This window comes from Bacteroides sp. AR20 (assembly GCF_964250605.1).
GTDB lineage: Bacteria > Bacteroidota > Bacteroidia > Bacteroidales > Bacteroidaceae > Bacteroides > Bacteroides uniformis.
On record NZ_CAXUGK010000027.1, the window covers coordinates 1 to 25848 of the forward strand.

The 25848-nt window shown below is 43.2% G+C and carries 24 protein-coding genes and 1 tRNA gene; 16 read left to right on the top strand and 9 right to left on the bottom strand.

What is annotated here, in order from left to right:
- The 8 genes from ACESTD_RS13815 to rplT all read left to right on the top strand — a co-directional run.
- Nucleotides 1-187, top strand: a 187-nt coding sequence (locus ACESTD_RS13815; RefSeq protein ID WP_217722568.1) for a hypothetical protein, incomplete at its 5' end; no start/stop codon positions are given.
- A 6-nt stretch (nucleotides 188-193) separates the two neighbouring features.
- Nucleotides 194-619, top strand: coding sequence for a Holliday junction resolvase RuvX (gene ruvX, locus ACESTD_RS13820; RefSeq protein WP_005827870.1), 426 nt, complete (start codon nucleotides 194-196; stop codon nucleotides 617-619).
- Between the two features lie 43 nt (nucleotides 620-662).
- Nucleotides 663-1220 carry a peptide deformylase gene (gene def / locus ACESTD_RS13825; protein ID WP_022402114.1) on the top strand — a complete coding sequence of 186 codons (558 nt, stop codon included), beginning with the start codon at nucleotides 663-665 and terminating at the stop codon, nucleotides 1218-1220.
- A 116-nt stretch (nucleotides 1221-1336) separates the two neighbouring features.
- The gene (locus ACESTD_RS13830) at nucleotides 1337-3397 is read left to right on the top strand and encodes a tetratricopeptide repeat protein (RefSeq protein ID WP_022402115.1); all 2061 of its coding nucleotides are present in this window, start codon (nucleotides 1337-1339) and stop codon (nucleotides 3395-3397) included.
- 79 nt (nucleotides 3398-3476) lie between these two features.
- Nucleotides 3477-5417 (top strand): threonine--tRNA ligase, encoded by a 1941-nt coding sequence (thrS, locus tag ACESTD_RS13835; RefSeq protein WP_005836068.1) that lies wholly within the window; start codon nucleotides 3477-3479, stop codon nucleotides 5415-5417.
- A gap of 120 nt (nucleotides 5418-5537) precedes the next feature.
- Nucleotides 5538-6140, top strand: coding sequence for a translation initiation factor IF-3 (infC, locus tag ACESTD_RS13840; protein WP_005827878.1), 603 nt, complete (start codon nucleotides 5538-5540; stop codon nucleotides 6138-6140).
- 67 nt (nucleotides 6141-6207) lie between these two features.
- Nucleotides 6208-6405 (top strand): 50S ribosomal protein L35, encoded by a 198-nt coding sequence (gene rpmI, locus ACESTD_RS13845; protein WP_005827880.1) that lies wholly within the window; start codon nucleotides 6208-6210, stop codon nucleotides 6403-6405.
- Nucleotides 6406-6505: 100 nt separating this feature from the next.
- On the top strand, nucleotides 6506-6856 hold the full coding sequence (gene rplT, locus ACESTD_RS13850; protein WP_004289896.1) for a 50S ribosomal protein L20: 351 nt from the start codon (nucleotides 6506-6508) through the stop codon (nucleotides 6854-6856).
- Between the two features lie 538 nt (nucleotides 6857-7394).
- Here the strand turns inward: rplT and ACESTD_RS13855 are convergent.
- The 8 genes from ACESTD_RS13855 to ACESTD_RS13890 form a co-directional block, all read right to left on the bottom strand.
- Complete coding sequence (locus ACESTD_RS13855) at nucleotides 7395-8702, bottom strand: phenylacetate--CoA ligase (RefSeq protein WP_195288946.1); 1308 nt, start codon at nucleotides 8700-8702, stop codon at nucleotides 7395-7397.
- A 30-nt stretch (nucleotides 8703-8732) separates the two neighbouring features.
- On the bottom strand, nucleotides 8733-9314 hold the full coding sequence (locus ACESTD_RS13860) for an indolepyruvate oxidoreductase subunit beta (protein ID WP_009036846.1): 582 nt from the start codon (nucleotides 9312-9314) through the stop codon (nucleotides 8733-8735).
- 4 nt (nucleotides 9315-9318) lie between these two features.
- Nucleotides 9319-10911 carry a thiamine pyrophosphate-dependent enzyme gene (locus tag ACESTD_RS13865; RefSeq protein WP_195288947.1) on the bottom strand — a complete coding sequence of 531 codons (1593 nt, stop codon included), beginning with the start codon at nucleotides 10909-10911 and terminating at the stop codon, nucleotides 9319-9321.
- A gap of 76 nt (nucleotides 10912-10987) precedes the next feature.
- Nucleotides 10988-12019, bottom strand: coding sequence for an endolytic transglycosylase MltG (mltG, locus tag ACESTD_RS13870; RefSeq protein WP_373158938.1), 1032 nt, complete (start codon nucleotides 12017-12019; stop codon nucleotides 10988-10990).
- A 66-nt stretch (nucleotides 12020-12085) separates the two neighbouring features.
- Nucleotides 12086-12997: a TolB family protein gene (locus ACESTD_RS13875; RefSeq protein WP_373158950.1), complete on the bottom strand. Its 912-nt coding sequence runs from the start codon at nucleotides 12995-12997 to the stop codon at nucleotides 12086-12088.
- 244 nt (nucleotides 12998-13241) lie between these two features.
- Nucleotides 13242-13409: a hypothetical protein gene (locus tag ACESTD_RS13880; RefSeq protein ID WP_022402117.1), complete on the bottom strand. Its 168-nt coding sequence runs from the start codon at nucleotides 13407-13409 to the stop codon at nucleotides 13242-13244.
- A gap of 113 nt (nucleotides 13410-13522) precedes the next feature.
- Nucleotides 13523-13768 carry a hypothetical protein gene (locus ACESTD_RS13885; RefSeq protein ID WP_229079697.1) on the bottom strand — a complete coding sequence of 82 codons (246 nt, stop codon included), beginning with the start codon at nucleotides 13766-13768 and terminating at the stop codon, nucleotides 13523-13525.
- A gap of 437 nt (nucleotides 13769-14205) precedes the next feature.
- A tRNA-Thr gene (locus tag ACESTD_RS13890) sits at nucleotides 14206-14278 on the bottom strand.
- A gap of 199 nt (nucleotides 14279-14477) precedes the next feature.
- On the opposite strand from ACESTD_RS13890, the gene ACESTD_RS13895 reads away from it, so the two are divergent.
- From ACESTD_RS13895 to ACESTD_RS13915, 5 genes are all read left to right on the top strand, one after another.
- Entirely contained in the window at nucleotides 14478-16151 is a 1674-nt protein-coding gene (locus ACESTD_RS13895; protein WP_195288949.1) for an SDR family NAD(P)-dependent oxidoreductase, read from the top strand.
- A gap of 140 nt (nucleotides 16152-16291) precedes the next feature.
- Nucleotides 16292-18760, top strand: a complete 2469-nt coding sequence (locus ACESTD_RS13900) for an SLBB domain-containing protein (RefSeq protein WP_373158939.1) — start codon at nucleotides 16292-16294, stop codon at nucleotides 18758-18760.
- 8 nt (nucleotides 18761-18768) lie between these two features.
- Nucleotides 18769-19875 carry a Wzz/FepE/Etk N-terminal domain-containing protein gene (locus ACESTD_RS13905; protein ID WP_044468719.1) on the top strand — a complete coding sequence of 369 codons (1107 nt, stop codon included), beginning with the start codon at nucleotides 18769-18771 and terminating at the stop codon, nucleotides 19873-19875.
- Nucleotides 19854-20201, top strand: coding sequence for a UpxY family transcription antiterminator (locus ACESTD_RS13910; protein ID WP_195288951.1), 348 nt, complete (start codon nucleotides 19854-19856; stop codon nucleotides 20199-20201). Before ACESTD_RS13905 ends, ACESTD_RS13910 begins: the two co-directional genes overlap by 22 nt.
- Nucleotides 20201-20659, top strand: a complete 459-nt coding sequence (locus ACESTD_RS13915; RefSeq protein ID WP_057097974.1) for a WbuC family cupin fold metalloprotein — start codon at nucleotides 20201-20203, stop codon at nucleotides 20657-20659. Before ACESTD_RS13910 ends, ACESTD_RS13915 begins: the two co-directional genes overlap by 1 nt.
- On the opposite strand, the gene ACESTD_RS13920 is transcribed toward ACESTD_RS13915, so the two are convergent.
- On the bottom strand, nucleotides 20656-21864 hold the full coding sequence (locus ACESTD_RS13920) for an ROK family transcriptional regulator (protein WP_373158940.1): 1209 nt from the start codon (nucleotides 21862-21864) through the stop codon (nucleotides 20656-20658). The genes ACESTD_RS13915 and ACESTD_RS13920 overlap by 4 nt on opposite strands.
- A 240-nt stretch (nucleotides 21865-22104) precedes the next feature.
- Between ACESTD_RS13920 and ACESTD_RS13925 the strand changes: the two genes are divergently transcribed.
- Genes ACESTD_RS13925 through ACESTD_RS13935 form a run of 3 tightly spaced genes read left to right on the top strand, consistent with a single transcriptional unit; the run spans nucleotide 22105 to nucleotide 25823 of the window.
- Nucleotides 22105-23205, top strand: a complete 1101-nt coding sequence (locus tag ACESTD_RS13925; protein WP_195288953.1) for a DUF4434 domain-containing protein — start codon at nucleotides 22105-22107, stop codon at nucleotides 23203-23205.
- A gap of 20 nt (nucleotides 23206-23225) precedes the next feature.
- Nucleotides 23226-24626, top strand: a complete 1401-nt coding sequence (locus tag ACESTD_RS13930; protein WP_373158941.1) for a sugar porter family MFS transporter — start codon at nucleotides 23226-23228, stop codon at nucleotides 24624-24626.
- 24 nt (nucleotides 24627-24650) lie between these two features.
- Nucleotides 24651-25823 carry an AGE family epimerase/isomerase gene (locus ACESTD_RS13935; RefSeq protein ID WP_195288955.1) on the top strand — a complete coding sequence of 391 codons (1173 nt, stop codon included), beginning with the start codon at nucleotides 24651-24653 and terminating at the stop codon, nucleotides 25821-25823.
- Nucleotides 25824-25848 lie beyond the last annotated feature (25 nt).

The following is a 25848-nucleotide window of genomic DNA, read 5'->3' on the forward strand; positions in this document are numbered from 1 at the left end:
ATCTGCATGTGCAGGTCGAAATGCAGAGGATGAAATATTTCACGGGAGGGCTGACATACAAAATTCATTTGAAATAATTAATGAAAAAATCAGCGGAGGGATGTTTGATACTATCAGACATCCCTTTTTTCTGTATTATATATGTAAGATTAACGGAGGAATTCAAATTTTAATCGTAATTTTGTAACCCATTATGAGTAGAATAATAGCCATAGACTACGGTCGGAAACGTACGGGAATAGCCGTGAGTGATACATTGCAGATGATTGCGAATGGACTGACAACTGTGCCTACACACCAATTGTTGCAGTTTCTTCTTGATTATGTGGCTAAGGAGCCGGTAGAGCGTATCTTGGTAGGCCTTCCTAAGCAGATGAATAATGAGGCTTCGGAAAACATGAAGAATATCGAACCTTTTGTCCGTTCGCTGAAGAAGAAACTGCCTGACATGCCGGTTGAATATGTAGACGAGCGTTTTACTTCTGTTCTGGCTCATCGGACGATGCTTGAGGCTGGATTGAAAAAGAAAGACCGCCAAAATAAAGCACTGGTGGATGAAATCAGTGCAACTATTATTCTGCAAACTTATTTGGAGAACAAACGTTTCTCCTTTTTATAATGTATAGAAAATAATTTGTAATTAGTAATTTGTAGTAAAGGAAATGATTTTACCCATTTATGTGTACGGTCAGCCCGTATTGAGAAAGGTAGCAGAGGATATTGCCCCGGACTATCCGAATTTGAAAGAGCTTATTGAGAATATGTTTGAAACGATGGACCATGCCGAAGGCGTAGGACTTGCAGCACCGCAGATTGGGCTTCCCATCCGCGTGGTGGTAATCGATTTGGATGTACTTTCCGAAGATATGCCAGAATATAAAGATTTCCGCAAGGCGTATATCAATGCCCATATTTTGGAGGTGTCCGGTGAGGAGGTTTCTATGGACGAGGGGTGCTTGAGCCTTCCCGGTATTCATGAGTCGGTGAAGCGTGGCAACAAAATACGTGTGCAGTACCTGGACGAGAATCTGGAACCGCACGATGAGATTATCGAAGGCTACCTGGCACGCGTGATGCAGCACGAGTTCGACCATCTGGAAGGAAAGATGTTCATCGACCATTTGTCTCCGTTGCGCAAGCAGATGATTAAAGGAAAACTGAATGCCATGTTGAAGGGCAAGGCACACTGCACTTATAAGGTGAAAACCGTAAAGAAATAAGTCAACCATATAATATGGTATAAAAGGCTCAAAAAATATAAAAAGTGTTCCGCTAATCCTGACAAGTAAACGAAAAGCGTTACTTTTGTTTCGTTTACAAGCATTTATAAAACAAGATGATAAGAAAAATACTGACAGCTATTTTGCTGTTACCCACATTGTTGTATGCGCAAATCAATACGGAACGGGTGATGACCATTGCTCGGAATGCATTGTATTTTGAGGATTACGTGCTTTCTATCCAATATTTTAATCAGGTAATCAACGCGAAACCTTATTTATATGAGCCTTATTTCTTCCGTGGACTGGCAAAAATCAATTTGGATGACTATCAGGGAGCGGAGAGTGATTGTGATGCTGCGATTCAAAGAAATCCTTTTGTGGTAGGTGCTTACCAGATCAGAGGATTGGCACGTATCCGTCAGAACAAGTTTGACGAGGCGATTGAAGATTATAAAACCGCTATCAAATACGATCCGGAGAATGTGGTGCTTTGGCATAATCTTTCCCTTTGCCATATTCAGAAAGAAGATTATGAGGCGGCTAAGGAAGATTTGGGTACGCTTCTGACAATTGCCCCCAAATATACGCGTGCCTATCTGATGCGCGGGGAAGTCTCCCTGAAACAGAACGATACGATACAAGCTTTGCGTGATTTTGACAAAGCTATTGATATGGACCGTTATGACCCGGACGGATGGGGGGCAAGAGCCATTGTACGTCTCCAGCAGGGAAAGTATAAAGAGGCTGAAGCTGATTTGGACCAGTCTATCCATCTGAGTGCAAAGAATGCCGGTAACTATATCAACCGTGCCTTGGCGCGTTTCCATCAGAATAATTTGAGAGGCGCCATGAGTGACTATGATTTGGCTTTGGATATTGATCCGAATAATTTTCTCGGGCACTACAACCGCGGTCTGCTGCGTGCCCAGGTAGGCGATGACAACCGGGCGATAGAGGATTTTGATTTTGTGTTGAAGATGGAACCGGATAATATGATGGCCATTTTCAATCGTGGTTTGTTACGTGCGCAGACGGGGGATTACCGGGGAGCTATCAGTGACTATTCCAAAGTGATTGCAGAATATCCTAACTTTATGGCCGGCTATTATCAGCGTGCCGAAGCCCGTAAAAAGATTGGCGACTGTAAAGGAGCCGAGCAGGATGAGTTCAAAATCATGAAGATGCAGATAGACAAGCGTAACGGTGTTTCTTCCGGTGACAAAAAGGAAGGTGGCGACAGTAAGGATGTTGCGGATAATTCTTCGGGGAACTCCAATGGAGATGGCGGGAAGACCCGTAAGAAATCCGACAAGAATATGGAAAATTATCGGAAAATTGTAATAGCGGACGATTCGGAAGTTGACCAGCGTTATAAGAGCGATTATCGCGGACGTGTACAAGACCGGAATGTGACCATCAAGCTCGAGCCGATGTATGCTTTGACTTATTATGAGAAACTGAGCGATGTGAAGCGTATCGTACATTATCATAAGTATATTGAGGAACTGAACCATTCGAAACTGTTCCCGAAGCCACTGCGCATCACCAATATGGAAGCTCCGCTGACGGAGGAACAAGTACGCTTCCACTTTGCTTTGATAGACGCTCATACGTCTGATGTGGTGGCTGACGAGAAGAACGCCAAGAAACGTTTCATGAGAGGTCTGGACTTCTATCTGGTTCAGGATTTTGCCAGTTCCATAGATGACTTTACAAAGAGTATCTTGTTGGACGACACTTTCTTTCCGGCATACTTTATGCGTGCTTTGGTGCGTTATAAGCAACTGGAATATAAAAAGGCCGAAGCCACAATGAGTGAAGGCGCCACTTCGGGTACAACGGAAATGAAGAAGCCAGAAGTGATGGCCATCGATTATGAAGTTGTGAAGAATGACCTGGACCACGTTATCCAATTGGCTCCTGATTTTGTCTATGGCTATTATAACCGTGGCAATGTGTCTTCGTTGCTGAAGGATTATCGTGCCGCCTTGGCGGATTATGACAAGGCGATTGAGCTGAGCCCCGATTTTGCTGAAGCATACTTTAACCGTGGATTGACGCACATCTTCCTGGGAAATAACAAACAAGGTATTGCCGATTTGAGTAAAGCAGGAGAGTTGGGTATTGTGTCGGCCTATAATATCATAAAGAGGTTTACAGATACACGTGAATAACATTTTTTTGTTAAAAAATAGAATATCAAAAAGAATTAGCTATTTTTGCGTTCTGAAAAATGAAATATACATATAAACTATGATAAAGATAACATTTCCAGACGGCTCTGTTCGTGAATATAACGAAGGAGTAACGGGACTGCAGATTGCAGAAAGCATCAGTTCTCGATTGGCACAAGATGTGCTGGCTTGTGGCGTGAACGGAGAAATTTATGATTTGGGGCGTCCTATCATGCAAGACGCTGAAGTGGTTCTTTATAAATGGGAGGATGAGCAGGGTAAGCATGCCTTTTGGCATACCAGTGCCCACCTGCTGGCCGAAGCTTTGCAGGAACTCTATCCGGGCATCCAGTTCGGTATAGGTCCTGCTATCGAAAACGGTTTCTACTATGATGTGGACCCGGGTGAAACGACTATCAAGGAAGCTGACCTGCCGGCCATTGAGAAAAAGATGGCTGAACTGGTGGCTAAGAAAGAAGCGGTTGTCAGACAAGACATTGCCAAGGCAGATGCTTTGAAGATGTTTGGTGACCGTGGAGAAACTTATAAATGCGAGCTGATTTCCGAATTGGAAGACGGCCACATCACAACTTATACGCAGGGTGCATTTACCGACTTGTGCCGTGGCCCTCACTTGATGACCACAGCTCCTATCAAGGCTATTAAGCTGACTTCCGTTGCCGGTGCTTATTGGCGTGGACAAGAAGACCGTAAGATGATGACCCGTATCTATGGTATCACCTTCCCGAAGAAGAAGATGCTGGATGAGTATCTTGTTCTGCTGGAAGAGGCAAAGAAGCGCGATCACCGTAAAATCGGTAAGGAGATGGACTTGTTCATGTTCTCCGACACTGTAGGTAAGGGACTCCCGATGTGGCTGCCCAAAGGTACTGCACTGCGTATCCGCTTGCAGGACTTCTTACGTCGCATCCAGGCCCGTTACGATTATCAGGAAGTAATGTGTCCACCCATCGGCAACAAATTGCTTTACATCACTTCCGGCCATTATGCAAAATATGGTAAGGACTCCTTCCAGCCCATACATACGCCGGAAGAAGGGGAAGAGTACTTCTTGAAACCGATGAACTGCCCTCACCACTGTATGATTTACAAGAACTCACCCCGTTCTTACAAAGACCTGCCTTTGCGTTTGGCAGAGTTCGGTACGGTTTGCCGTTACGAGCAGAGTGGCGAGTTGCACGGTCTGACACGTGTACGTAGCTTTACGCAGGATGATGCGCATATCTTCTGCCGTCCGGACCAGGTGAAGGATGAGTTCCTCCGTGTCATGGACATTATCTCCATCGTGTTCGAATCTATGGACTTCGAGAACTTCGAGGCACAGATTTCCTTGCGTGACAAGGTGAACCGCGAAAAATACATCGGTAGCGACGAGAACTGGGAAAAAGCAGAACGCGCCATCATCGAAGCTTGTGAAGAAAAGGGGCTGAAGGCAAAAATAGAATATGGAGAAGCCGCTTTCTATGGTCCTAAACTGGACTTCATGGTGAAGGATGCCATCGGTCGCCGTTGGCAGCTGGGTACCATCCAGGTGGACTACAACCTGCCGGAACGTTTCCAGCTGGAATATACCGGTGCTGACAATCAGAAGCACCGTCCCGTAATGGTTCACCGTGCTCCGTTCGGCTCCATGGAACGCTTCGTGGCTGTGCTTATTGAGCATACGGCCGGTAAGTTCCCGTTGTGGCTGACTCCTGACCAGGTTGCCATCCTGCCTATCAGCGAGAAGTTCAACGACTATGCGCATGAAGTGAAACAATATTTGAAGCGATATGACATCCGTGCCATTGTGGATGAACGTAATGAAAAGATTGGTCGTAAGATTCGTGACAATGAGATGAAGCGTATTCCGTACATGCTGGTTGTAGGTGAAAAGGAGGCTGAAAACAAGGAAGTTGCTGTCCGCAAGCAGGGAGAAGGTGATAAAGGAACCATGAAATTTGAAGAATTTGCCAAAAAAATGAACGAAGAAGTTCAGAATATGATAAATAAATGGTAACTTTGCGCCCAATTGTAGAAGCATAGCATATATTAGATGTTCTAAAGTTCGCTTTTACTTAACAAAAACATTAATTTGGGAATAGTAAATAAGAAACAAACTGGAAGTAAACGTTATTTAATGAAGAATGACAGCTTAAAAGGGCAACATCGGATTAACGAACAAATCCGGGCCAAAGAAGTCCGCATAGTGGGCGATGAAGTAGAACCAAAAGTGTATCCGATAGCGCAGGCTTTAAGACTTGCTGAAGAACATGAAGCGGATCTCGTGGAGATTTCTCCAAATGCACAACCCCCTGTTTGTCGTATTATTGATTATTCTAAATTTCTTTATCAGTTAAAGAAGCGTCAGAAAGAACAAAAGGCAAAGCAGGTGAAGGTGAACGTGAAGGAAATACGTTTTGGACCTCAGACTGATGACCATGATTATAACTTCAAGTTGAAGCATGCCAAAGGCTTTTTGGAAGATGGCGATAAGGTGAAAGCCTACGTATTCTTTAAAGGCCGTTCTATCTTGTTCAAAGAGCAAGGTGAAGTGTTGCTGCTCCGTTTTGCCAATGATTTGGAAGACTATGCGAAGGTAGACCAGATGCCGGTTTTGGAAGGAAAGAGAATGACAATCCAACTCTCTCCGAAGAAAGTGGCGGCACCTAAGAAGAGCGCGGCTCCCAAGCCTGCAGAAGATGCGCCAAAGGCTGCGTCGGCTGAAACCGAAGAAGAATAAAGAAGTGAGTAACGCCATAGGTATAGTGCGTTGCCATATAATTTAATAATTAAAAAGTTTAAAAAAGATGCCAAAGATGAAGACTAACTCCGGTTCTAAAAAGAGATTTACTCTTACCGGAACAGGTAAAATCAAAAGAAAGCACGCTTTTCATAGTCACATCCTGACTAAGAAAACTAAGAAGCAGAAAAGAAACTTGTGCTACTCTACACTTGTTAGTACAACAGATGTAAGCCAGGTGAAAGAGCTCTTAGCAATGAAGTAATTGAAAAGCGTACAAAAGTATTAAAGTTATTAACCGAATGCATTAGCTTTAAGTCCGCTGCGTGAAGTAACGGCGCTAACATTCAAAAACAAGTAAAACTATGCCAAGATCAGTAAATCATGTTGCTTCTAAAGCAAGAAGAAAGAAAATTTTGAAATTGACCAGAGGTTACTTTGGTGCAAGAAAGAACGTTTGGACTGTTGCCAAGAATACTTGGGAAAAAGGTTTGACCTATGCGTTCCGTGACCGTAAGAACAAGAAGAGAAACTTCCGTGCTTTGTGGATTCAGCGTATCAACGCTGCCGCTCGTCTGGAAGGTATGTCTTACTCTAAGCTGATGGGCGCTTTGCACAAAGCTGGTATTGAAATCAACCGCAAAGTGTTGGCTGATTTAGCGATGAACCATCCGGAAGCTTTCAAGGCTATCGTTGCTAAAGCAAAGGCTGCATAAAAACAGTTAGCAGATAAATTACGAGGTGCTGATTACTCTTTTGGTAGTCAGCACTTTTTGTTTTCTGATACTCCGGGGAGGGGTTAAAACTTGAAAAGGACTTGAAACAATTTACTGCTTTTACTTGTTTCTTTCATAGAAACTCATTACCTTTGTTATAGAAAAAATAGCCGCATTGATTGGATCGGGAAACTCATCAATTTTTATGAAATACCGAGACAAGCTTCGCTTCTCAATGGCGGGCCACGCCCTTCGGGGTAACTCTTGAGTCGGTGGATTACAAAGAGGAGGAGCACTCAAATCATGTCATACGGAGTTTCATCACATCATCGGTGCGGCTTTCTATAAAAGAGGAACGGTAATCTGTTTGGATAACCGTTCCTCTTTCGTTTTATGCGGATGTGGGTGATTGTGAAACGATGATACGTGATGCTGAAACAGATGATGTGTCAAGGGAAGATAGATGATGTGTTTATACAAGACAGACCATCTGTATCGGGTGAACAGATGGTCTGTTTTGAAAAGAGTTTTTTTAAGTTTATTTGTTGTCCCGTAAGTCTTTTACCCTGACGGCTTTTCCTTCGCTCTGCGGCAAGGAACCTTTCTTTACCAACCGTAACTTCGGAGTTACCAGAATCTCGTCTTTCAGCTGGCGGGTAATGGCTTTGCTAATCTTTTGCAGCTCGATATAATTGTCAGTAGAGAGGTCGCTAAGTTCAACTTCCACAATCATCTCATCCTGGTTATTGACCGTTTCGAGCGTGATGAGGTAATTGCTGCCCAATTCGGGGAATTGTACCAGCACCTTTTCCACCTGCATGGGGAAGATATTGACTCCCTTGATGATGAACATATCGTCGCTACGGCCTTTGATGCGGTCTATACGGATGTGGGTACGTCCGCAAGGGCACTTGCCGGGCAGGATGCGGGTAAGGTCGCGTGTACGGTAGCGGATGAGGGGCATCATCTCTCTGTCCAGCGTTGTCAGTACCAGTTCGCCGATTTCACCTTCCGGTACGGGTTCGCCGGTTTCCGGGTTAATGATTTCGACCAGGTAGCAATCTTCCCAGAAGTGCATGCCGTCTTGTTCGGTGCACTCGAAGGCTACGCCGGGACCGTTCATTTCAGTCATACCAAAGCTGTTATAGGCTTTGACGCCAAGCATGCGTTCAATCTTTCTGCGTTGCTCGTCTGTGTGGGGTTCGGCACCGATAACAAGCGTTTTCAGACTTGTGCCGGCGGGGTCCATCCCTTCTTCCTGGAATACCTCTGCCAAGCGGATGGCATAGCTGGGAATGGCATGCAGGGCAGTGGTCTTGAAGTCGGTGATGAACTTTATCTGACGCTTGCTGTTTCCGGCAGCGGCAGGAACAGTCAGCGCACCCAGACGTTCGGCTCCATACTGAAAGCCCAGTCCTCCGGTGAACATGCCGTAACCGGAGCTGTTTTGGAAAACATCCGTCTTACGGATACCTACCATATAGAGGCAGCGTGCCACTAAGTTAGCCCAAGAGTCCAAATCGTGTTGGGAGTGTACGATGACCGTCGGCGTGCCCGTAGTGCCACTGGAAGAATGGATACGTACTCCGTTCTCACGCATATCGCCTGCTACTAATCCAAAAGGATAATTGGCGCGCATATCGGCCTTGGTAGTAAACGGTATCTTACGTATGTCTTCTATAGACCGGATGCTGTCGGCAGTGATGCCATGCTCTTGGAATACCTTTTTATAATAAGGAGAGTTGGCGGCAATGCTGACAGTCTTTTTTAACCGTTGCAGTTGCAGTTCGCGCAACTGCTCACGGGGCATCGTTTCAATCTCTTCTTCCCAGTATTTGTTATTCATGGTATGTTGAAATTTAGAGTCAATTATAGTTTACATCAGTTTTTCAGCAATCTCTTTGCCGGCAGCCAACGCTTTGAGGTTCAGCTCTACAATGGCGTCGCCCTTGCGTTGGAAGATTTCGCGGATGCTGTCTTGCACCTTTGCGTAGTCGATGCCGAGGAAGGGGATGGTGGCGCCCAGCAGTACGATGTTCGCTACGCGGGGAGAGCCGACTTCTTTTGCCACTTCGTTTACGTTCAGCATGATTTTATGCGGCAGCTTGTTGATTTCGGCCTTGATGTCTTCTTCTGCCGGATAGTTGGGAATGTTGATGAAGGGGGCTTCATTGGTCACCAGCCAACCTTCGGGGCTGAGGTAGGGGAGGTAGCGCAGTGCTTCCATCGGTTCCAGGGAGATGATGAGGTCGCATTTTCCTGTGGGAATGAGGTCCGAAGCGATGGGTTGGTCGCTGATGCGCAGGTTGGACTGCACGTCGCCGCCTCGCTGGCTCATGCCGTGTACTTCTGCCTGCTTCATGTAGAGTCCGTCCTTGAGGGCTGCTTTGCCGATTACGGTGGCGATGGAGAGGATACCTTGTCCTCCTACGCCGGAAAGTATGATGTCTTTTTTCATGGCTTTACTTGTTTCTTTTTTTGCGTGCTAATGTTTGGATACATTCTCTGCGGGGGATGATGACGGATACGCCGTGGTGCTCGATTTCTTCCCGGATGATTTGCTTCATCTCTTCGTAGTTTTTCTTCAAGGGCACTACGACGCGGATGTGTTCGGGAGCTACACCGATGCCGGCGCAGATGGCTTCCAGACGTCCGGTGCCGGCAGAATCTTGTCCTCCGGTCATGGCGGTGGTTTCGTTGTCGGAGATGACGATGGTGACGTCGGCGTTTTCGTTGACGCAATCCAGCAGTCCCGTCATGCCCGAGTGGGTGAAGGTGGAGTCGCCGATGACGGCTACGGCAGGATGCAGGCCGGCATCTGAAGCACCCTTCGCCATGGTGATGGAGGCGCCCATATCCACACAAGAGTTAATGGCGTTGAATGGGGCATTGGCTCCCAGCGTGTAGCAACCAATGTCGCTGAACACCTTATAAGTGGGATATTCTTCTTTCAATACTTGGGTCAGCACCGTGTACATGTCGCGATGGCCGCAACCCTCGCACAAAGCGGGCGGGCGCATCTCTACCAGAGAAGGAACGCTGAATTCAGCCTTGTTCTCCTTGCCTACGGCACGTGCCACGCTGTCCGGGTTCAGCTCTCCGTCTTGTGAAAGAGTGCCGTCCAAACGGCCTTTTACTTTGATGCCGATGCCCAGATAGCCTTTCAGTTGTTTTTCTACGAACGGTTGTCCGTCTTCCAGTACCAGAATCTCGTCACATGCTTCTACCAGCTGCATCAGCTGTTTCTTGGGCAACGGGTATTGTCCGATTTTCAGTACCGGATATTCGCAACCTTCGGGATAGTTCTCCATCAGGTAGTTGTAGCCGATGCCGCATGCCACGATACCCAGCTTTTTGTTGGGGCCGTCGGTATATTTGTTGTAAGCGGAGTTTTCAGAAGCTTTGATAAATTCGTCCTGGCGTTGCAGCAATGCTTTGTAACGTTTGCGTGCATTACCCGGCAGGAGGATGAACTGACGCGGGTCGTCGCTGAAGGAAATCTCATTCTGCGGTTGCTGCTCCTTGCGCTCTACGCCGGAACGGGAGTGTGCCAGGCGCGTAACCATGCGCATCAGGATGGGTTCGCCGGTCTGTTCGGAGAAGCTGAATCCGTTGTACGCCATGTCGTATGCTTCTTGCTGGTTGCTTGGTTCGTACATCGGGATGAGGGAGAAGTCGCCATAGAAACGGCTGTCCTGCTCATTCTGTGAAGAGTGCATACTGGGGTCGTCGGCAGCAATGACTATCAGACCGCCTTTTACTCCGGTAATGGCGGAATTGATGAAACAGTCGGCAGCTACGTTCATACCCACGTGCTTCATGCACACCAGTGAACGCTTGCCTGCAAAGGACATGCCCAGGGCAGCCTCCATCGCAGTTTTCTCGTTAGAGCACCAGCGGTTATGGATGTTCTTTTCGGCAGTAATCGGTGCCATCTGAATATATTCGGTGATTTCCGTAGAAGGAGTGCCGGGATAGGCATATACACCCGAAAGTCCGGCATCTAATGCAGCTTGTGCAATGGCTTCATCGCCAAGTAAGAGTTGCTTGCTCATATCTGAATATTTAAGTGTTAGTCATGGATTAATATTTGACGCAAATATAGGATTTTGCTTTTATTTTATCAGCAAATTACTTAAAAATCTTTCTTTCGTTTAATGCATTCCAATATTTTCTTGCATTTTTCATGTGCTCGGCATAATTGGATGTAAAGTTATGGGTGCCTGAGAAGTCCTCTTTGGCACACATATAGAGGTAGTTGTGTTTCGTATAATTCAGCACAGCATCCAGCCCGATGGGTGAGGGGATGCGTATGGGACCGGGAGGTAGTCCGGTGTTGAGATAGGTATTGTAGGGGGATTCTACTGCCAGATGGGCATTCGTAATTCTCCGCAAGCCGAAGTCCTGCAAGGCAAATTTGATGGTAGGGTCGGCTTGCAGGGGCATGCCGGTGTGCAGGCGGTTGATGTAGAGCCCTGCCACCATTGGTTTTTCGGGATTGTTGTTTGTCTCTTCCTCGACGATGGAGGCGAGGGTGCAGACTTCCGTCAGGGTCATTCCGATGGCGGTGGCTTTGTCTAAGCGTTCCTGGTTCCAGAACTTCTGGTGCTCTTTTTGCATTCTTTCGAAGAACTCTTCTGCACTCATGTCCCAATAGACTTGGTAGGTTTCGGGGATGAAGAGGCAGGGCAGGGTCTCTTTGTTGTATCCCAGTTTTTGTTGGAATGCGGAGTCGTTCATCAATCCGGCTATTTCGGCGGAGTCTATCATGAGCTGTTTGCCTACGCTGCGTGCCAGCCGGTCCAGTGTGCGTACGCTGCCGACGGTGAGGTTCGTAGGTTCTTGATATCCGCGGTACAGACGGCTGAATACGTGATATACGTTTTCCCCCGGCCGGATGGCGTAGCGTCCGGTGTGTATATTTTCGGAATATTTCTTGTATTGGGCCATCCAGCGGAAGCCGGTGAAGCTTCGAGGATGGCCTTGTTGTTCCACCTTATTATATATGGAGTCGGCGGTGTCGTCGCGGTCTATATAGATATAGACTGTCTTTTTCGGATGGAATTGCGGGGCAAACAGATAGTAGTATACTGTTCCTGCACAAGCTGCTCCAATAAGAATCAGTGCGACGAATGTTCCGATAATGATTTTCTTCTTTTCCATTTTGTTTTACTGCATCTTTAGTCGAGCAAAGTTAGTAAAAAATGGAGTGAAAACCATCAAGTCATATCAGTTAATTCGATAGCTGACAAAGGCTATGCGTTTGCTGTCCGGTGCCCATGAGTTGACATTGATGGTGCCTTGTCCACCGAAAAGCTTTAACAATGTCTTGGGCTCTCCACCGTTTGCGAGCATTAGGCGCAGCTCTACGTTCTTGTTTGCCAGGTGCTCTCCCGGTTCCAGGTCACCTTTGTAGTAGGTAATGAATACAACGGATTTTCCGTCAGGGGAGATGTGGGGGAACCAGGAGTTGCGGGTTTCGTCAAAGGTCATCTGGGTCTGTTCGGAGCCGTCTGCCTTCATGCGCCAGACTTGCATGAGTCCGGTGCGTACGGAATTGAACCAGATGTATTGTCCGCAGGGGGAATATTCCGGTCCGTCATCCAGACCTTCGGCAGTGGTCAGGCGGGTTTCTTCACCTCCTTCCGCCGGGATGGTATAGACGTCATAGTTGCCGTTTCGTTCGGCGCAATAGGCAAGCTCTTTGCCGTCGGGGCTCCAACCGTGGAGGTAGCTGGGAGCCATAGGTGTTATTAAACGGGGAGTGCCGCCCGTGATGGGAAGTGTATAAATGCGCGATTTATAGTCTTCTTTCGTCCCGTGGCTGATGGCTATCTGCTGTCCGTCGGTCGAGAGGACGTGGTCGTTGTTGCAGTTTTGGGCAAATCCGGTGTTTATCAGTTCCGGTTCGGCAGGCGAGGTGGGGGAAAGGCGGTAAAGCTTTCCTTCGCTGTTGTATAGCAGCCATTGCCCGTCGGGCGTCCAATTGGGAGCTTCAATCCGGTAGGGAAATTCTTTTACGACGGTCCGGTTACCGTTGGTTACATCCAGTATTTCGAGGACGCTGGTAATCTCGTTTTTTTGTTGAGCGGTTGCGGTCAGTGCAACAGTTGCAAAGAAGGGGATTAGATAGGGTTTCATGTTCATATCGTATTTAATAAATCTCCGCAAGATACATTTTTTATTGGAAACTACATAGTCGGAGCATGCTTTTTTCAGAGAGAATCTGTAGTGATGGTCGAATGCGTAGTGCTTATCATATGAATAGTCTCCGGGATTCTTGAAATAGTTGTCCACATACTGCCAGTTGTCGGTGTCGAGCGGCGTGTGCGAAGTCATGTACGATAGGGAGTTTTTGTCTCTACTATCTCGCTGTCCAGACTAATCAGGTCTTTGCCCAAGCGGACAATGCGGGCATGTAGTCGGTGCCGACTTCCCCCTTTCCGCCTCCACCGAATGACAACCATCCTGTACCTTCGTCATCTATCACGGCACCCGGGTCGAAAGGAGCCCTGCAGTGGCCTAATCCTTGGGTGAACTGGCTCACCAGCATACGTCTTACCGTCCGATTCCACCCGCGATACGATGGATGGCGCCCATGAGGCTATACCCCATGGCGAGAGGGCCTTTACGTCAATCAGTCCGTGATAAGTCCAATTTACCATGTCATCGGTGGACAGCATGACCAGTGAATGGGATGTATTGGTATGTGTTTTTGCCGTCTTTTCCCACACTGTCCAGTTGCTGGGTGTCATTGGTTCCATACACATAGAGCCTTCCGTTGTATTCCACCGATGTCGGGTCGGCCACAAAAATGAAATCCAACAGCGGGTTGGCGTTTCCACTGAAGAATTGGGGTGATTCTACCGGACGCGTGTCTTTCTTTCTTGAATCGGAAAGCGCCCACACCATTTCCTGCGGATATAGCCGCCAGCAGCAAAGCCGCTGTAAATAACTTGATTCTTTTCATTTTTTTATAGTATGTTATAGAAACCTATGGTAGCCTTTTGATTTTGGCTTGTGTTCTTCAATCACCTCAATCCTTTATTTAAGATTGAAAAATCGGGTTATTGAAAAGTTGCCGCAAATATTGGGAATTACTATGTATAATATAAGGTGTATTATGTTTTTAATAATGTGCCTATATGTTTCAAGTTATCATTGTAATCAGATGGTGCTGTTTTAAACTAGCTTTACTTGCTTTGGGATAATTATGCGGCTATGGATTAAACTGTTTGGAAGGGCATTGTGTTTTATGCAAATATATTCGTAGAAGAGCGTTTTTTATTCTAACGATTCTTGAAAAGAAAAAGCACTGATTATTCCAGATAATCAGTGCTTGAATATCGAGCCGCTAGCCAGACTTGAACTGGCGACCTACGCGTTACGAATGCGTTGCTCTACCAACTGAGCTATAGCGGCAATAAGCTTTTGTTTACGGGGTGCAAAGGTACATCTTTATTTGAAAAGGCAAAAAGAATCTCTGTTTTTTTTAGAAATATTTTAGTGGGATAATTTTCTATTTGAATGTCCTGAACTTTATTGCCATAAAAATTGGATAATAAAACGAAAAGAAGCATCTTTGTCGTAGGTCCTATAGCAAATAAGTCTGATACTGATTATGAATTTAAGAATCTATTATAAATATCTTTCTTCACGCATAGCGTCCAAATGGACGGTGTTGTTGGTAGATGTAATTATCGTTGTGATTTCCATGCTTTCTGCATGTTTTTTGCAATATAGGCTTTCGTCCGTATCTTATGAAATTTCTTTGTATGTATGGCTGACCATTTTGGCTGTCTTGTGTAATGTCTGTTTCTTTCATATTCTCCGTACTTATGTGGGTGTTATCCGTTTTTCCTCTTTTGTGGATATTTATCGTGTGTTTTGGAGTCTTACGATAAGCTATGCTGTACTGTTTTTAGGGAATTACTGTTGGTCTGTTTCGGGGCTTGGAGAAACTTTGCCGAACAGCATTCTGTTTATGGCATATATGTTCACCTTCTCTCTGATGGCTTGTATGCGTATTGCTGTGAAGATGCTTTATGAAGCTATTGCTTTTGATGCACGTCATTGCGTGAATGTTTTTATTTATGGATTCCATGGGACTGGAGTCAATGTTGCAAAATCCTTGAGAGTTAGTCGTAATAATCATTATCGCCTGCGTGGCTTTATTTCGGACGAACCTGATATGATAGGTAAACATACGATGGGATGCAGGGTATATCCCAATGATGAGCAGCTGTTTGACCGTCTAAAGAAAAAGAAAGTGGATACAATCATTATCTCTCCAAGCAAGGTGTCGGATTTGGAAAATTCCGGAATGCTGGATAAACTGTTCTCTCATGATATTCATGTAATGACCGTTCCTCCCTTAAGCGATTGTATGGACGATGGACTGATAAAGGACATTCAAATAGAAGATTGGCTCCGTAGAGAACCGGTACAAGTTGACGTGCGTAAAATTACGGCCCATATCGAGGGGCGTAGAGTAATGGTTACGGGAGCGGCGGGAGCTGTAGGAAGGGAAATCGTCCGCCAGTTGGCTACACTGAATCCTTATCAGTTGATTCTGGTAGATCAGGCAGAATCCCCATTGTATGATGTACAGTTGGAATTGTCTGATCATTGGAAGAATCTGGAGGTCCGTGTATTGGTTGCAGATGTTGCTAACCGTACGCGTATGGAGGCTATATTTGAAGAAACACGTCCTCAACTTGTTTTTCATTCTGCTGCTTATAAGCATGTACAACTGATGGATGATTTTGTGTCGGAGGCAATTCAAACGAATATATCGGGGACAGTGAATATTGCAGACCTGGCGGTAAAGTATAGAGTGTCCCGTATGGTTATGATATCTGCTGCTAATGCACGTCATCCGGAAAATGCTATGGAATATAGTAAGCGTGTGGCGGAAATATATGTGCAGTCATCTGATTGCAGGTTGAAACGCGACAAAGGGGAAACTGATATGTTCATAGTACGTTTGGGTGAGGTGTATCCGACGAATACTCATTGTTTGATTACCATGTCTGAAGCTTGTATGCTCACCCTGGAAGTGGGAGTCATGGGGGATGGGGGAGAAGTGTACATTGTGGGAGGGCCTGGGGATGGACTTTTGGATTCTGTAATCAGTGAAAAGATAAAGCGTGAAAAGCCATCTGTTGATGATTATGAACATGTGCGGGAAGAAGTGCTGGCCTTGGTGCAATATAGTTATACTGAAAAAAAGGCTATTTTGATTGGACTAATGAAAAAAATAGTGCCAATTTTCCCGCTTTCTTCTACCCAATGAAAAGACGTGAAAGTGACAGCTTTTTAATGCTTTTTCTGAAACTTAGAGGTGGAATAAATGTATATTATAAAAATAATATATTACCTTTGTGCCCGATTTATATTTATTACAAGAACTCAAAAGATTAATCAGAATATCTTATGCGTAGATTAATAACACTATTCTTTTTGGTATTTACTTTGTCAGGGGTAGCTTTTGCTCAGCAGATGTCAGATGATCAGGTTGTTCAGTATGTAAAAAGCGCTCAGCAGATGGGCAAAAATCAAAAGCAGATTACTACTGAATTAATGCGGCGGGGAGTGACAAAGGAACAAGTTGAAAGAATTCAGAAAAAGTATGAAAACTCTAAATCTGGAAGTCCGCAGAGCAATACCCAAGATGAGAAGCGTTCTCGTCAACGTGGTGAAATGAGTGGCGTAGTCAAAGGGCTGCGTACAACCTCGGAAACTTATTCTGCCAGACAAACGGATGTTGCAGGGGATTCTTTACAAATGATGGATAATCGTTCCTTGTCTCAAGAGAAGGAAACAGAGGATCCGACTTCGCAAATTTATGGTCATAATATTTTTACTAACGATAATTTGACTTTCGAACCCAATGTGAATGTTGCTACTCCCGAGAATTATCGTCTGGGACCTGGTGACGAGGTGATTATTGATGTGTGGGGAGCTTCTGAAACAACGATTCGACAAACAATCTCTCCGGAAGGAAGTATTCTTGTGAATAATTTAGGACCGGTTTATCTGAGTGGCAAAACAGTAAAGGAAGCCAATAATTATTTGAAACAAGAATTTGCCAGAATATATTCTGGAGTAACCGGAAATGTTCCGTCTACCCAAGTTAAATTGACATTAGGAGAAATACGTTCTATTCAAGTAAACGTTATGGGTGAAGTTGTGGTGCCCGGAACTTATACCCTCTCATCATTTGCTTCCGTATTTCATGCTTTATATCGTGCAGGTGGTGTGAATCCGATTGGTAGTTTGCGCAGTATTAAAGTGATTCGCAATGGAAATACAATAGCGGATTTGGATGTTTACGATTTACTTATGAAAGGAAAAATGAAAGATGACATCCGTCTGCAGGATGGTGATGTAATTCTTGTGGATCCTTACCAGTCCCTGGTACAGATATTAGGTAAGGTAAAACGTCCGATGTTTTATGAAATGAAATCCACTGAAACCGTAGGTACATTATTGAAGTATTCAGGTGGTTTTACGGGTGATGCTTATAAGAAAGCATTACGTATAATCCGTAAAAGTGGACGTGAGCATCAAATTTATAATGTGGATGAGATGGATTATTCCGTATTCCGCGTAGATGACGGTGATAAGATAACGGTTGATTCCGTTTTACAGCGTTTTGAGAATCGTGTGGAAGTCCGCGGTGCTGTATATCGTGAAGGTTTGTACCAGTTGGACGGTATGATGAATACAGTGAAGCAGCTGATTAAGAAAGCGGAAGGACTTCGCGGAGATGCATTCTTAAACCGTGCTATAATCGATCGTGAGCTTGAAGACTTGTCGCATGAGATTATACAAGTAGATGTGAAAGGTTTGCTGAACGGGACAGCTGCAGATATTCCTTTGCAGAAGAATGACATTTTATATATTCCAAGTATTCATGACTTGAAGGAAGAAGCTACACTTACCATCCATGGTGAAGTTGCCAATCCGGGTACATATCTCTATTCTGATAAAATGACAGTAGAGGATTTGGTGTTGCAGGCTGGTGGCTTGTTGGAGGCGGCGGCTACAACAAAGGTTGAAGTTGCACGGCGCATGAAAGATCCGAAGAGTACATCTTTCAGTACTACAGTAGGCCAGAATTTCTCTTTTGATTTGAAAGATGGCTTATTGGTGGGAGAAGGAAGCCAGGATTTCCATCTTGAGCCTTTTGATGAAATTTATGTTCGTAAGAGTCCGTCCTATTTTAAACAACAGAATGTTATGGTGGGTGGAGAAGTCCTTTTTAGCGGTAATTATGCACTATCGAAAAAGAATGAACGTTTGAGTGACTTGATAGCTAAGGCTGGTGGAGTAACTCCCGATGCTTATATAAAAGGAGCGCGTCTTATACGTAGGATGATCGAAGAAGAATTCCGCCGTAAGGAAGATGCTCTGCGTATGGCGCAAGCGGGAGGCGGAGATTCCATATCTGTAAAAAGATTGGATTTGTCCGATACCTATTCTGTAGGTATAAATCTGGGAGAGGCCTTGAAAAATCCTGGTTCAGATGCTGATATGGTGCTTCGCGAGGGAGATGTATTATTTGTTCCGGAGTACGTAAGTACAGTGAAAATCAACGGTGCTGTAATGTATCCGAATACAGTTTTATATAAAAAGGGTGAAAGCTTGAAATATTACATCAACCAGGCTGGTGGTTTTGGTAATGTCGCCAAGAAACGCAAGGCCTATGTAATATACATGAATGGTACAGTTTCTCGTTTAAGAGCAGGAAACAAGAAAGCCATTGAACCAGGTTGTGAAATAATTGTTCCAAGTAAAGAACAGAAAAGGAAGATGACTACCACTGAAATTCTGGGAATGGGAAGTACGACAGCTTCTATTGCAGCGATGATTGCGACTATGGTTAATCTCTTTAAGTAATTTGAATTATGAGCGAAGAAAAAATACAAAACATAACCTCTCCACAACCTGAGGAACAAGAAATAGATTTGATAGAACTGGCCCAGAAAGTATGGGCTAGTCGCAAATTGGTTTTTAAGGCGTGTGGTATCGCTGCCCTTGTTGGACTGGTTGTTGCATTTAGTATTCCTAAGGAGTATTCTACAAGTGTGACGTTGGCTCCGGAGAGTGGTGGTAAATCTGGTGGCGGAAGTATGGGAGCCCTTGCAGCCATGGCGGGTATCAATTTGGGTACTTCTTCTGGTGAAGATGCTTTGTCACCCGAACTTTATCCTGATATTGTAAGTTCTACTCCTTTTCTGATTGAACTGTTCGATGTTAAAGTCAAGGATCAGAAAGCAAAAGTAGACACAACTCTGTATGCTTATTTGAAAGAGGAACAGCGTTCTCCTTGGTGGAGTGCAATTTTCTCCGCTCCTTTTAAGGTGTTAGGATGGACATTGTCTTTGTTTAAGGATGAACCGGAAGAGGGGGATGCAAAGCTGGATCCTTTTCGTCTTACTAGAGATGAGTCTGCCATTGCAGATGCTTTAAGTAAACGTATCTCTGTTTCCGTAGACAAAAAGACAGGTGTGACAACCTTGTCTGTTACTATGCAGGATCCTTTGATATCTGCTTCGCTGACGGATACCGTGATGCATTGCCTGCAGAACTACATTACAGATTATCGGACTAATAAGGCTCGTCATGATTTGGCATTTACCGAAAAACTTTATGGAGAAGCAAAGGCCAGTTATGAGTCTGCCCAGAAGAAATACGCAAATTTTGTAGATGCAAACCAGAATATAATATTGCTGAGTTATCGCGCAGAGCAAGAGCGTTTACAGAATGAAATGAATTTAGCCTATCAAGTATATACACAAGTGTCTCAACAATTGCAGATGGCAAGAGCTAAGGTGCAGGAGATTACACCGGTATATACGGTTGTCCAGCCGGCTACGGTACCTTTGAAGCCTGCAAAGCCCAATAAATTGATGATTTTGATCGGCTTCATGTTCTTGGCAGGTGTCGGCAGTGTGGGATGGATATTATTTGTAAAAGATTTATTAAAGGGATGGAAAAAGCAAACAATATGATGACGGATAATGATATGATGTGCTGGCATGCATTGTACACAGCACCCAAGTCTGAACATAAGTTGATGCAGCGTTTGAATGCTGCGGGATATACCACATATTGCCCGATGCAGGCTGTGTTTGTAAAATGGAAAGGGCATACCCGAAAGGTGATTACTCCTCTTTTTTCCGGATGTTTGTTTGTTGCCGGTAATGTGTCGGAAGTTACCTCATTGGCTTCCTCGCAGGAGGCTGCTATATTAGTAGATAATGAAGGAAAAAGTTTGTCTATTGAAGCGGGCAAAGCAGAACTTCCTGCCAAGTTTGCCCAATTGCTGAAGTTATGATGAAGCTGATAACAGAAGAGCTGCTGGATACCGTTACTTCACAAGCTAAGGAGAACTCCCGTTTACGTATGAATTATAATTTTCATGCGTCTATGGATGCTCCTATTCATCGGTTGCTGAATGCTTTGGAACCGGGAACTTATCTTCCTCCTCACCGTCATACAGATAAGGAAGAAACTTATCTGGTTTTGCGTGGGAGTCTGCTGGCATTTTTTTATGATGATGCCGGTAATGTAACAGATAAGGTATGCCTCAATCCTTCGGAAGGTAAATATGGTCTGGAAATTCCTTCTAATACATGGCATAGTATTATTGCCTTGGAGTCAGGTACCGTTATTTTTGAAATTAAAAAAGGCCCATATCAGCCTCTACCCTCAGAGGATTTGGCTTCGTGGGCTCCTCAGACTTCTGATGCAGAAGGAATAAAGGCTTTTATGAAGCGGATGTTGGAACTTTAGCTCTCAAACATCCTGCTTCGTGCAAGCATACATGCCCCTACAATACCCGCCTTGTCTTTTAGTTTGGAAGTTATAATAACCGAATCTTTGTTTACTAGATTCAGAGAATATTTTCTCACAGCGGTTTTTATAGGCTGTGTAATGTAATCCCCAGTCAATGACAGTGTTCCTCCTATAATTACCAGTTCAGGATTGAATAGATTGATTAATCCTGCAATTTGTTTTCCTAACTTTTGGCCAATTTCTTCCACAATTTCAATACAGAGTAAATCTTCTTGGTTTACTGCTGCAATAATTTCGTCCAGTGTGAGTGGGTCTTCTTTAGTGGCTATACGACTGGATAATATGGAACATTCTCCGTTGTTGATACGTTCCAACAAAATACGATGCAAAGCAGAACCGGATGCTTCTGTTTCCAAGCATCCTTTTTTGCCACAGTGGCATAGAATCTCATTGTCGAATACATTGACATGTCCGAATTCTCCAGAAAATCCAGATTTACCGGTATAAACTTTTCCATCTATAATGATTCCAATGCCAAGTCCCCAACTTATATTTACAAAGATGATATTCTTTTCTCCTTTGACACATCCTTGCATATATTCTCCATAAGTCATGGCACGAGTGTCATTATCTATACAAACGGAATATCCGATTTTCTTGGCTAATACTTCTGCTAACGGAAGTTCGGAAAAGTTAAACATGCTGAAGATGTAACCTGATTCAGGATTAACTCGCCCTGATATATTGATACAAATGTTTAATACCTTTTCTGGATTGATTCCTGCTTTCTTTGTAAAATTACTGATGAGTTTACATAGTTTCTCCAAGGCTTCCTGGGTATTTTCAAACTTATATGGGATATTCATTTTCAGTTCTACCATATCACCCTTGAAATTAATAAGTCCAATGTTAATGGCAAACTTTTTGATGTCTACTCCTATAAAGTAACCGGATTTAGGATTGAGTCCATAGAGGCTGGGATGACGTCCTCCACTAGTTTCTAGCTTTCCGTAATCATTAATATAGCCATCATCGCACATTTCGCTGATAAATTTGGTTACTGTAGGCACACTTAAATCCAGCTCTTTGGATAAATCAGTAATAGTGGAACTACCATTATATATATAATGTGTAATGATTTTCTTTTTTAGCAGAGCATTTTTGCTCCCCATTTCTATTTCTTTTAATAATTCTTGCTTCATAATGGTTGCTTTGTGTATCCTTGCCAAAGATATTAAAATTATTTGGTAACTACTCTTATTTGCATGTGGTTTTATAATATATTCCCCTTTATTTTATTATTTATTTATCTTATATTAATTAAAAAGGTTAATTACTGAGTTTAATATAATAAAATCTTTTATTAAATATTGTCTAATTAATAAATATATCTATATTTGTGGCAGATTAAATAGAAGAATACTAAGAAAGACCTACAACAAATGAAAACAAATGACCGAAGAGATTTCTTGAAAAAGTCAGTATTAGCCGGAGCTTCACTGTTTGCAGCTCCTTCCTTTTTGAGTACTGCATCAAACAAAGAGGGGTGCCTATTTCCTATATCAGGAACTGACTTGGGAGATACCTTGATTGTTCCAAAGAATAATGGGTTGAAAATAACCGGAACTTTTCTAGATGAAATTTCGCATGATATTCCTCATCAAAATTGGGGAATGAAAGAATGGGATTTGGACTTTCAACATATGAAAGGGATTGGTATTGATGCAGTTATCCTGATACGTTCTGGATATCGGAAATTTATTACTTATCCTTCCAAGTATTTACTGAAGAAAGGGTGTTATATGCCTTCCATTGATTTAGTAGATATGTTTTTGAGTTTGGCAGCTAAATATGATATGAAATTTTATTTCGGTTTGTATGATTCCGGACGTTATTGGGACACTGGTGATTTAAGTTGGGAAATTGAAGATAATAAATATGTTATTGATGAGGTTTGGCATCAGTATGGTGAACGCTATAAAAGTTTTGGTGGATGGTACATTAGCGGTGAGATTAGTCGTAAGACCAAAGGAGCCATTGATGCATTTTATTCCATGGGTAAGCAATGTAAAGATGTCTCTGGTGGTTTACCTACTTTTATATCTCCATGGATTGATGGGAAGAAAGCGGTAATGGTAAGTGGAGATAAGATAACGAAAGCAGATGCTGTTTCTGTAGAAGAGCATGAAAGAGAGTGGAATGAAATATTTGATGGCATTCATGATGTAGTAGATGCTTGTGCTTTTCAGGACGGACATATCGATTACGATGAATTAGATGCATTTTTTACAGTAAATAAGCATTTGGCGGATAAGTACGGTATGCAATGTTGGACTAATGCAGAGACATTTGATCGGGATATGCCTATTCGTTTCTTACCCATTAAGTTTGATAAACTCCGGATGAAATTGGAAGCGGCTAAACGTGCTGGCTATGACAAGGCTATTACTTTTGAATTTTCTCATTTCATGAGTCCTCAATCAGCCTATTTGCAAGCAGGGCATTTATATGATAGATATAAAGAATATTTTGAAATCAGGTAGTAAATAAAGATGTAATAGGTATGAAATCAGATGTAAATTTTTCTTATTTGACGTTCTTGTCTGTTGTGGCTGCTATAGGCGGTTTCTTGTTTGGATATGATGCCGCGGTCATTTCCGGTACTATATCTCAGGTTACAGCCCAATTCGGATTGGATGAGATTCAAGTGGGCTGGTTTGTGGGATGTGCTTTAATTGGTTCTATAATTGGTGTACTGTTTGCGGGTAAACTGAGTGACATGTGGGGCCGTAAGATGACGATGTTAATTGCTGCTGTCTTTTTTTCGGTGTCGGGTATCGGGTGCGCCTTCATTGATTCTTTTGAGCAGTTGGTTTTTGCACGTATATTGGGAGGAATTGGTATCGGAATTGTTTCTATTGTGTCTCCATTATATATATCGGAAGTCTCAATAGCCCAATATCGAGGAAGGTTGGTTTCTTTGTACCAACTGGCTGTTACTATCGGATTTTTAGGTGCATATCTGGCAAACTTCCAGTTACTTCATTTTTCTCAAAGCGGGATTACCTTAGGTGCTGATTGGGTACATAGAATTTTTGTTTCGGAAGTGTGGAGAGGTATGTTGGGTTTTTCCAGTATTCCATCATTATTATTTTTCTTTATTATCTTTTTCATTCCAGAAAGTCCTCGTTGGTTGGTTTTGAAAGGGCGCGATGGTTTGGCGCGAAGTATTTTCCGGAAAATATATCTCTCTGAGCATGAGGCTGCAGGACAACTGCAAGAAACAAAATCTGTTATTCAATCAGAGTCCAAGTCCGAATGGAAGCTTCTATTACAGCCGGGAATCTCTAAAGCTGTATTGATAGGTGCTGCTATTGCTATCCTTGGGCAATTTATGGGAGTAAATGCTGTTCTTTATTATGGGCCTTCTATTTTTGAAGAGGCGGGTTTGTCAGGAGGAGATGCTTTGTTCAGCCAAGTATTGGTAGGTATCGTTAATGCAGTAACTACAATCATTGCGGTCTTTATTATTGATAAAGTAGGCCGCAAAAAGCTTGTATATTATGGAGTTTCTGGTATGGTTATTTCCTTGTTGTTAATAGGATTTTATTTCCGTTTTGCGAGGACTTTTGATTTACCAAACGGTTTCTTGTTATTCTTTTTCTTGTTTTATGTTTTTTGTTGTGCTATCTCTATTTGTGCAGTCATTTTTGTGCTGCTCTCGGAAATGTACCCTATCCGTGTTCGTGGAATAGCTATGTCTATTGCTGGATTTGCTTTGTGGGTAGGAACTTATCTTGTTGGACAGTTTACGCCGTGGATGCTTCAGAACCTTACTCCTGCTGGAACATTCCTTTTGTTTGCTGTAATGTGTGTGCCTTATATTCTGATTGTGTGGAAATTGATTCCTGAGACTACTGGTAAATCTTTGGAAGAAATAGAACGTTATTGGATGGAAAAATAATTGACCTTATTTAAATTATAAATTATGGAATTTAAACAATTAGCAAAGCAATACAAAAGTGAGCTTTTCGATAGTGTACTCCCTTTTTGGTTATCTCATTCGCAAGATCTTGAATGGGGCGGTTACTATACTTGTCTGAATCGTGATGGTGAAGTATTTGATACGGATAAATTCATCTGGTTGCAAGGCCGCCAAGTTTGGATGTTTTCAATGCTTTACAATAAAGTGGAAAAACGTAAAGAATGGCTTGATTGTGCGATTCAAGGAGGTGAATTCTTGAAAAAATATGGGCATGATGGTAACTATAATTGGTATTTTTCTTTAGATCGGAATGGGAATCCTTTGGTGGAGCCTTATAATATTTTCTCCTACACTTTTGCTACAATGGCTTTTGGACAACTAAGTCTGGCTACTGGCAACCAGGAATATGCAGATATTGCCAAAAGAACTTTTAACATTGTATTATCGAAAGTGGGTAACCCTAAAGGTAAATGGAATAAACTTCATTTGGGAACTCGTAATCTAAAGGGGTTTGCTCTGCCAATGATTCTTTGTAATCTGTCTTTAGAAATCGAACATCTTTTGAGTGAGAATTTTTTAATGGAGACAATCGATACTTGCATTCATGAAGTGATGGAAGTTTTTTATCGTCCGGAATTAGGGGGGATTATTGTGGAAAATGTTCTTACTGATGGAAAACTTTCTGATTCGTTTGAAGGACGTCAGGTTACTCCTGGGCATGATATTGAAGCCATGTGGTTTATTATGGATTTAGGTAAGCGCTTAAATCGTCCTGAGTTGGTTAAAAAAGCCAAGGATATTACCTTGACGATGGCCGAATATGGTTGGGACAAAGAATATGGTGGTATTTTTTATTTTATGGACCGCAAGGGATTCCCTCCACAGCAGCTGGAGTGGGATCAGAAGTTGTGGTGGGTTCATATCGAGACATTGATTTCCATGTTGAAAGGTTATCAGTTGACTGGTGATGAAAAATGCTTGGAATGGTTTGAAAAAGTGCATGATTATACTTGGAGTCATTTCAAAGATTCTGAATATCCGGAATGGTTTGGATATTTGAATCGTAGGGGAGAAGTATTATTACCATTGAAAGGTGGTAAATGGAAAGGATGTTTTCATGTGCCAAGAGGATTGTACCAATGTTGGCAAGTTTTAGAAGACCTAAGTAAAAAGTGATGATATATTGGAACTATTAATTAAA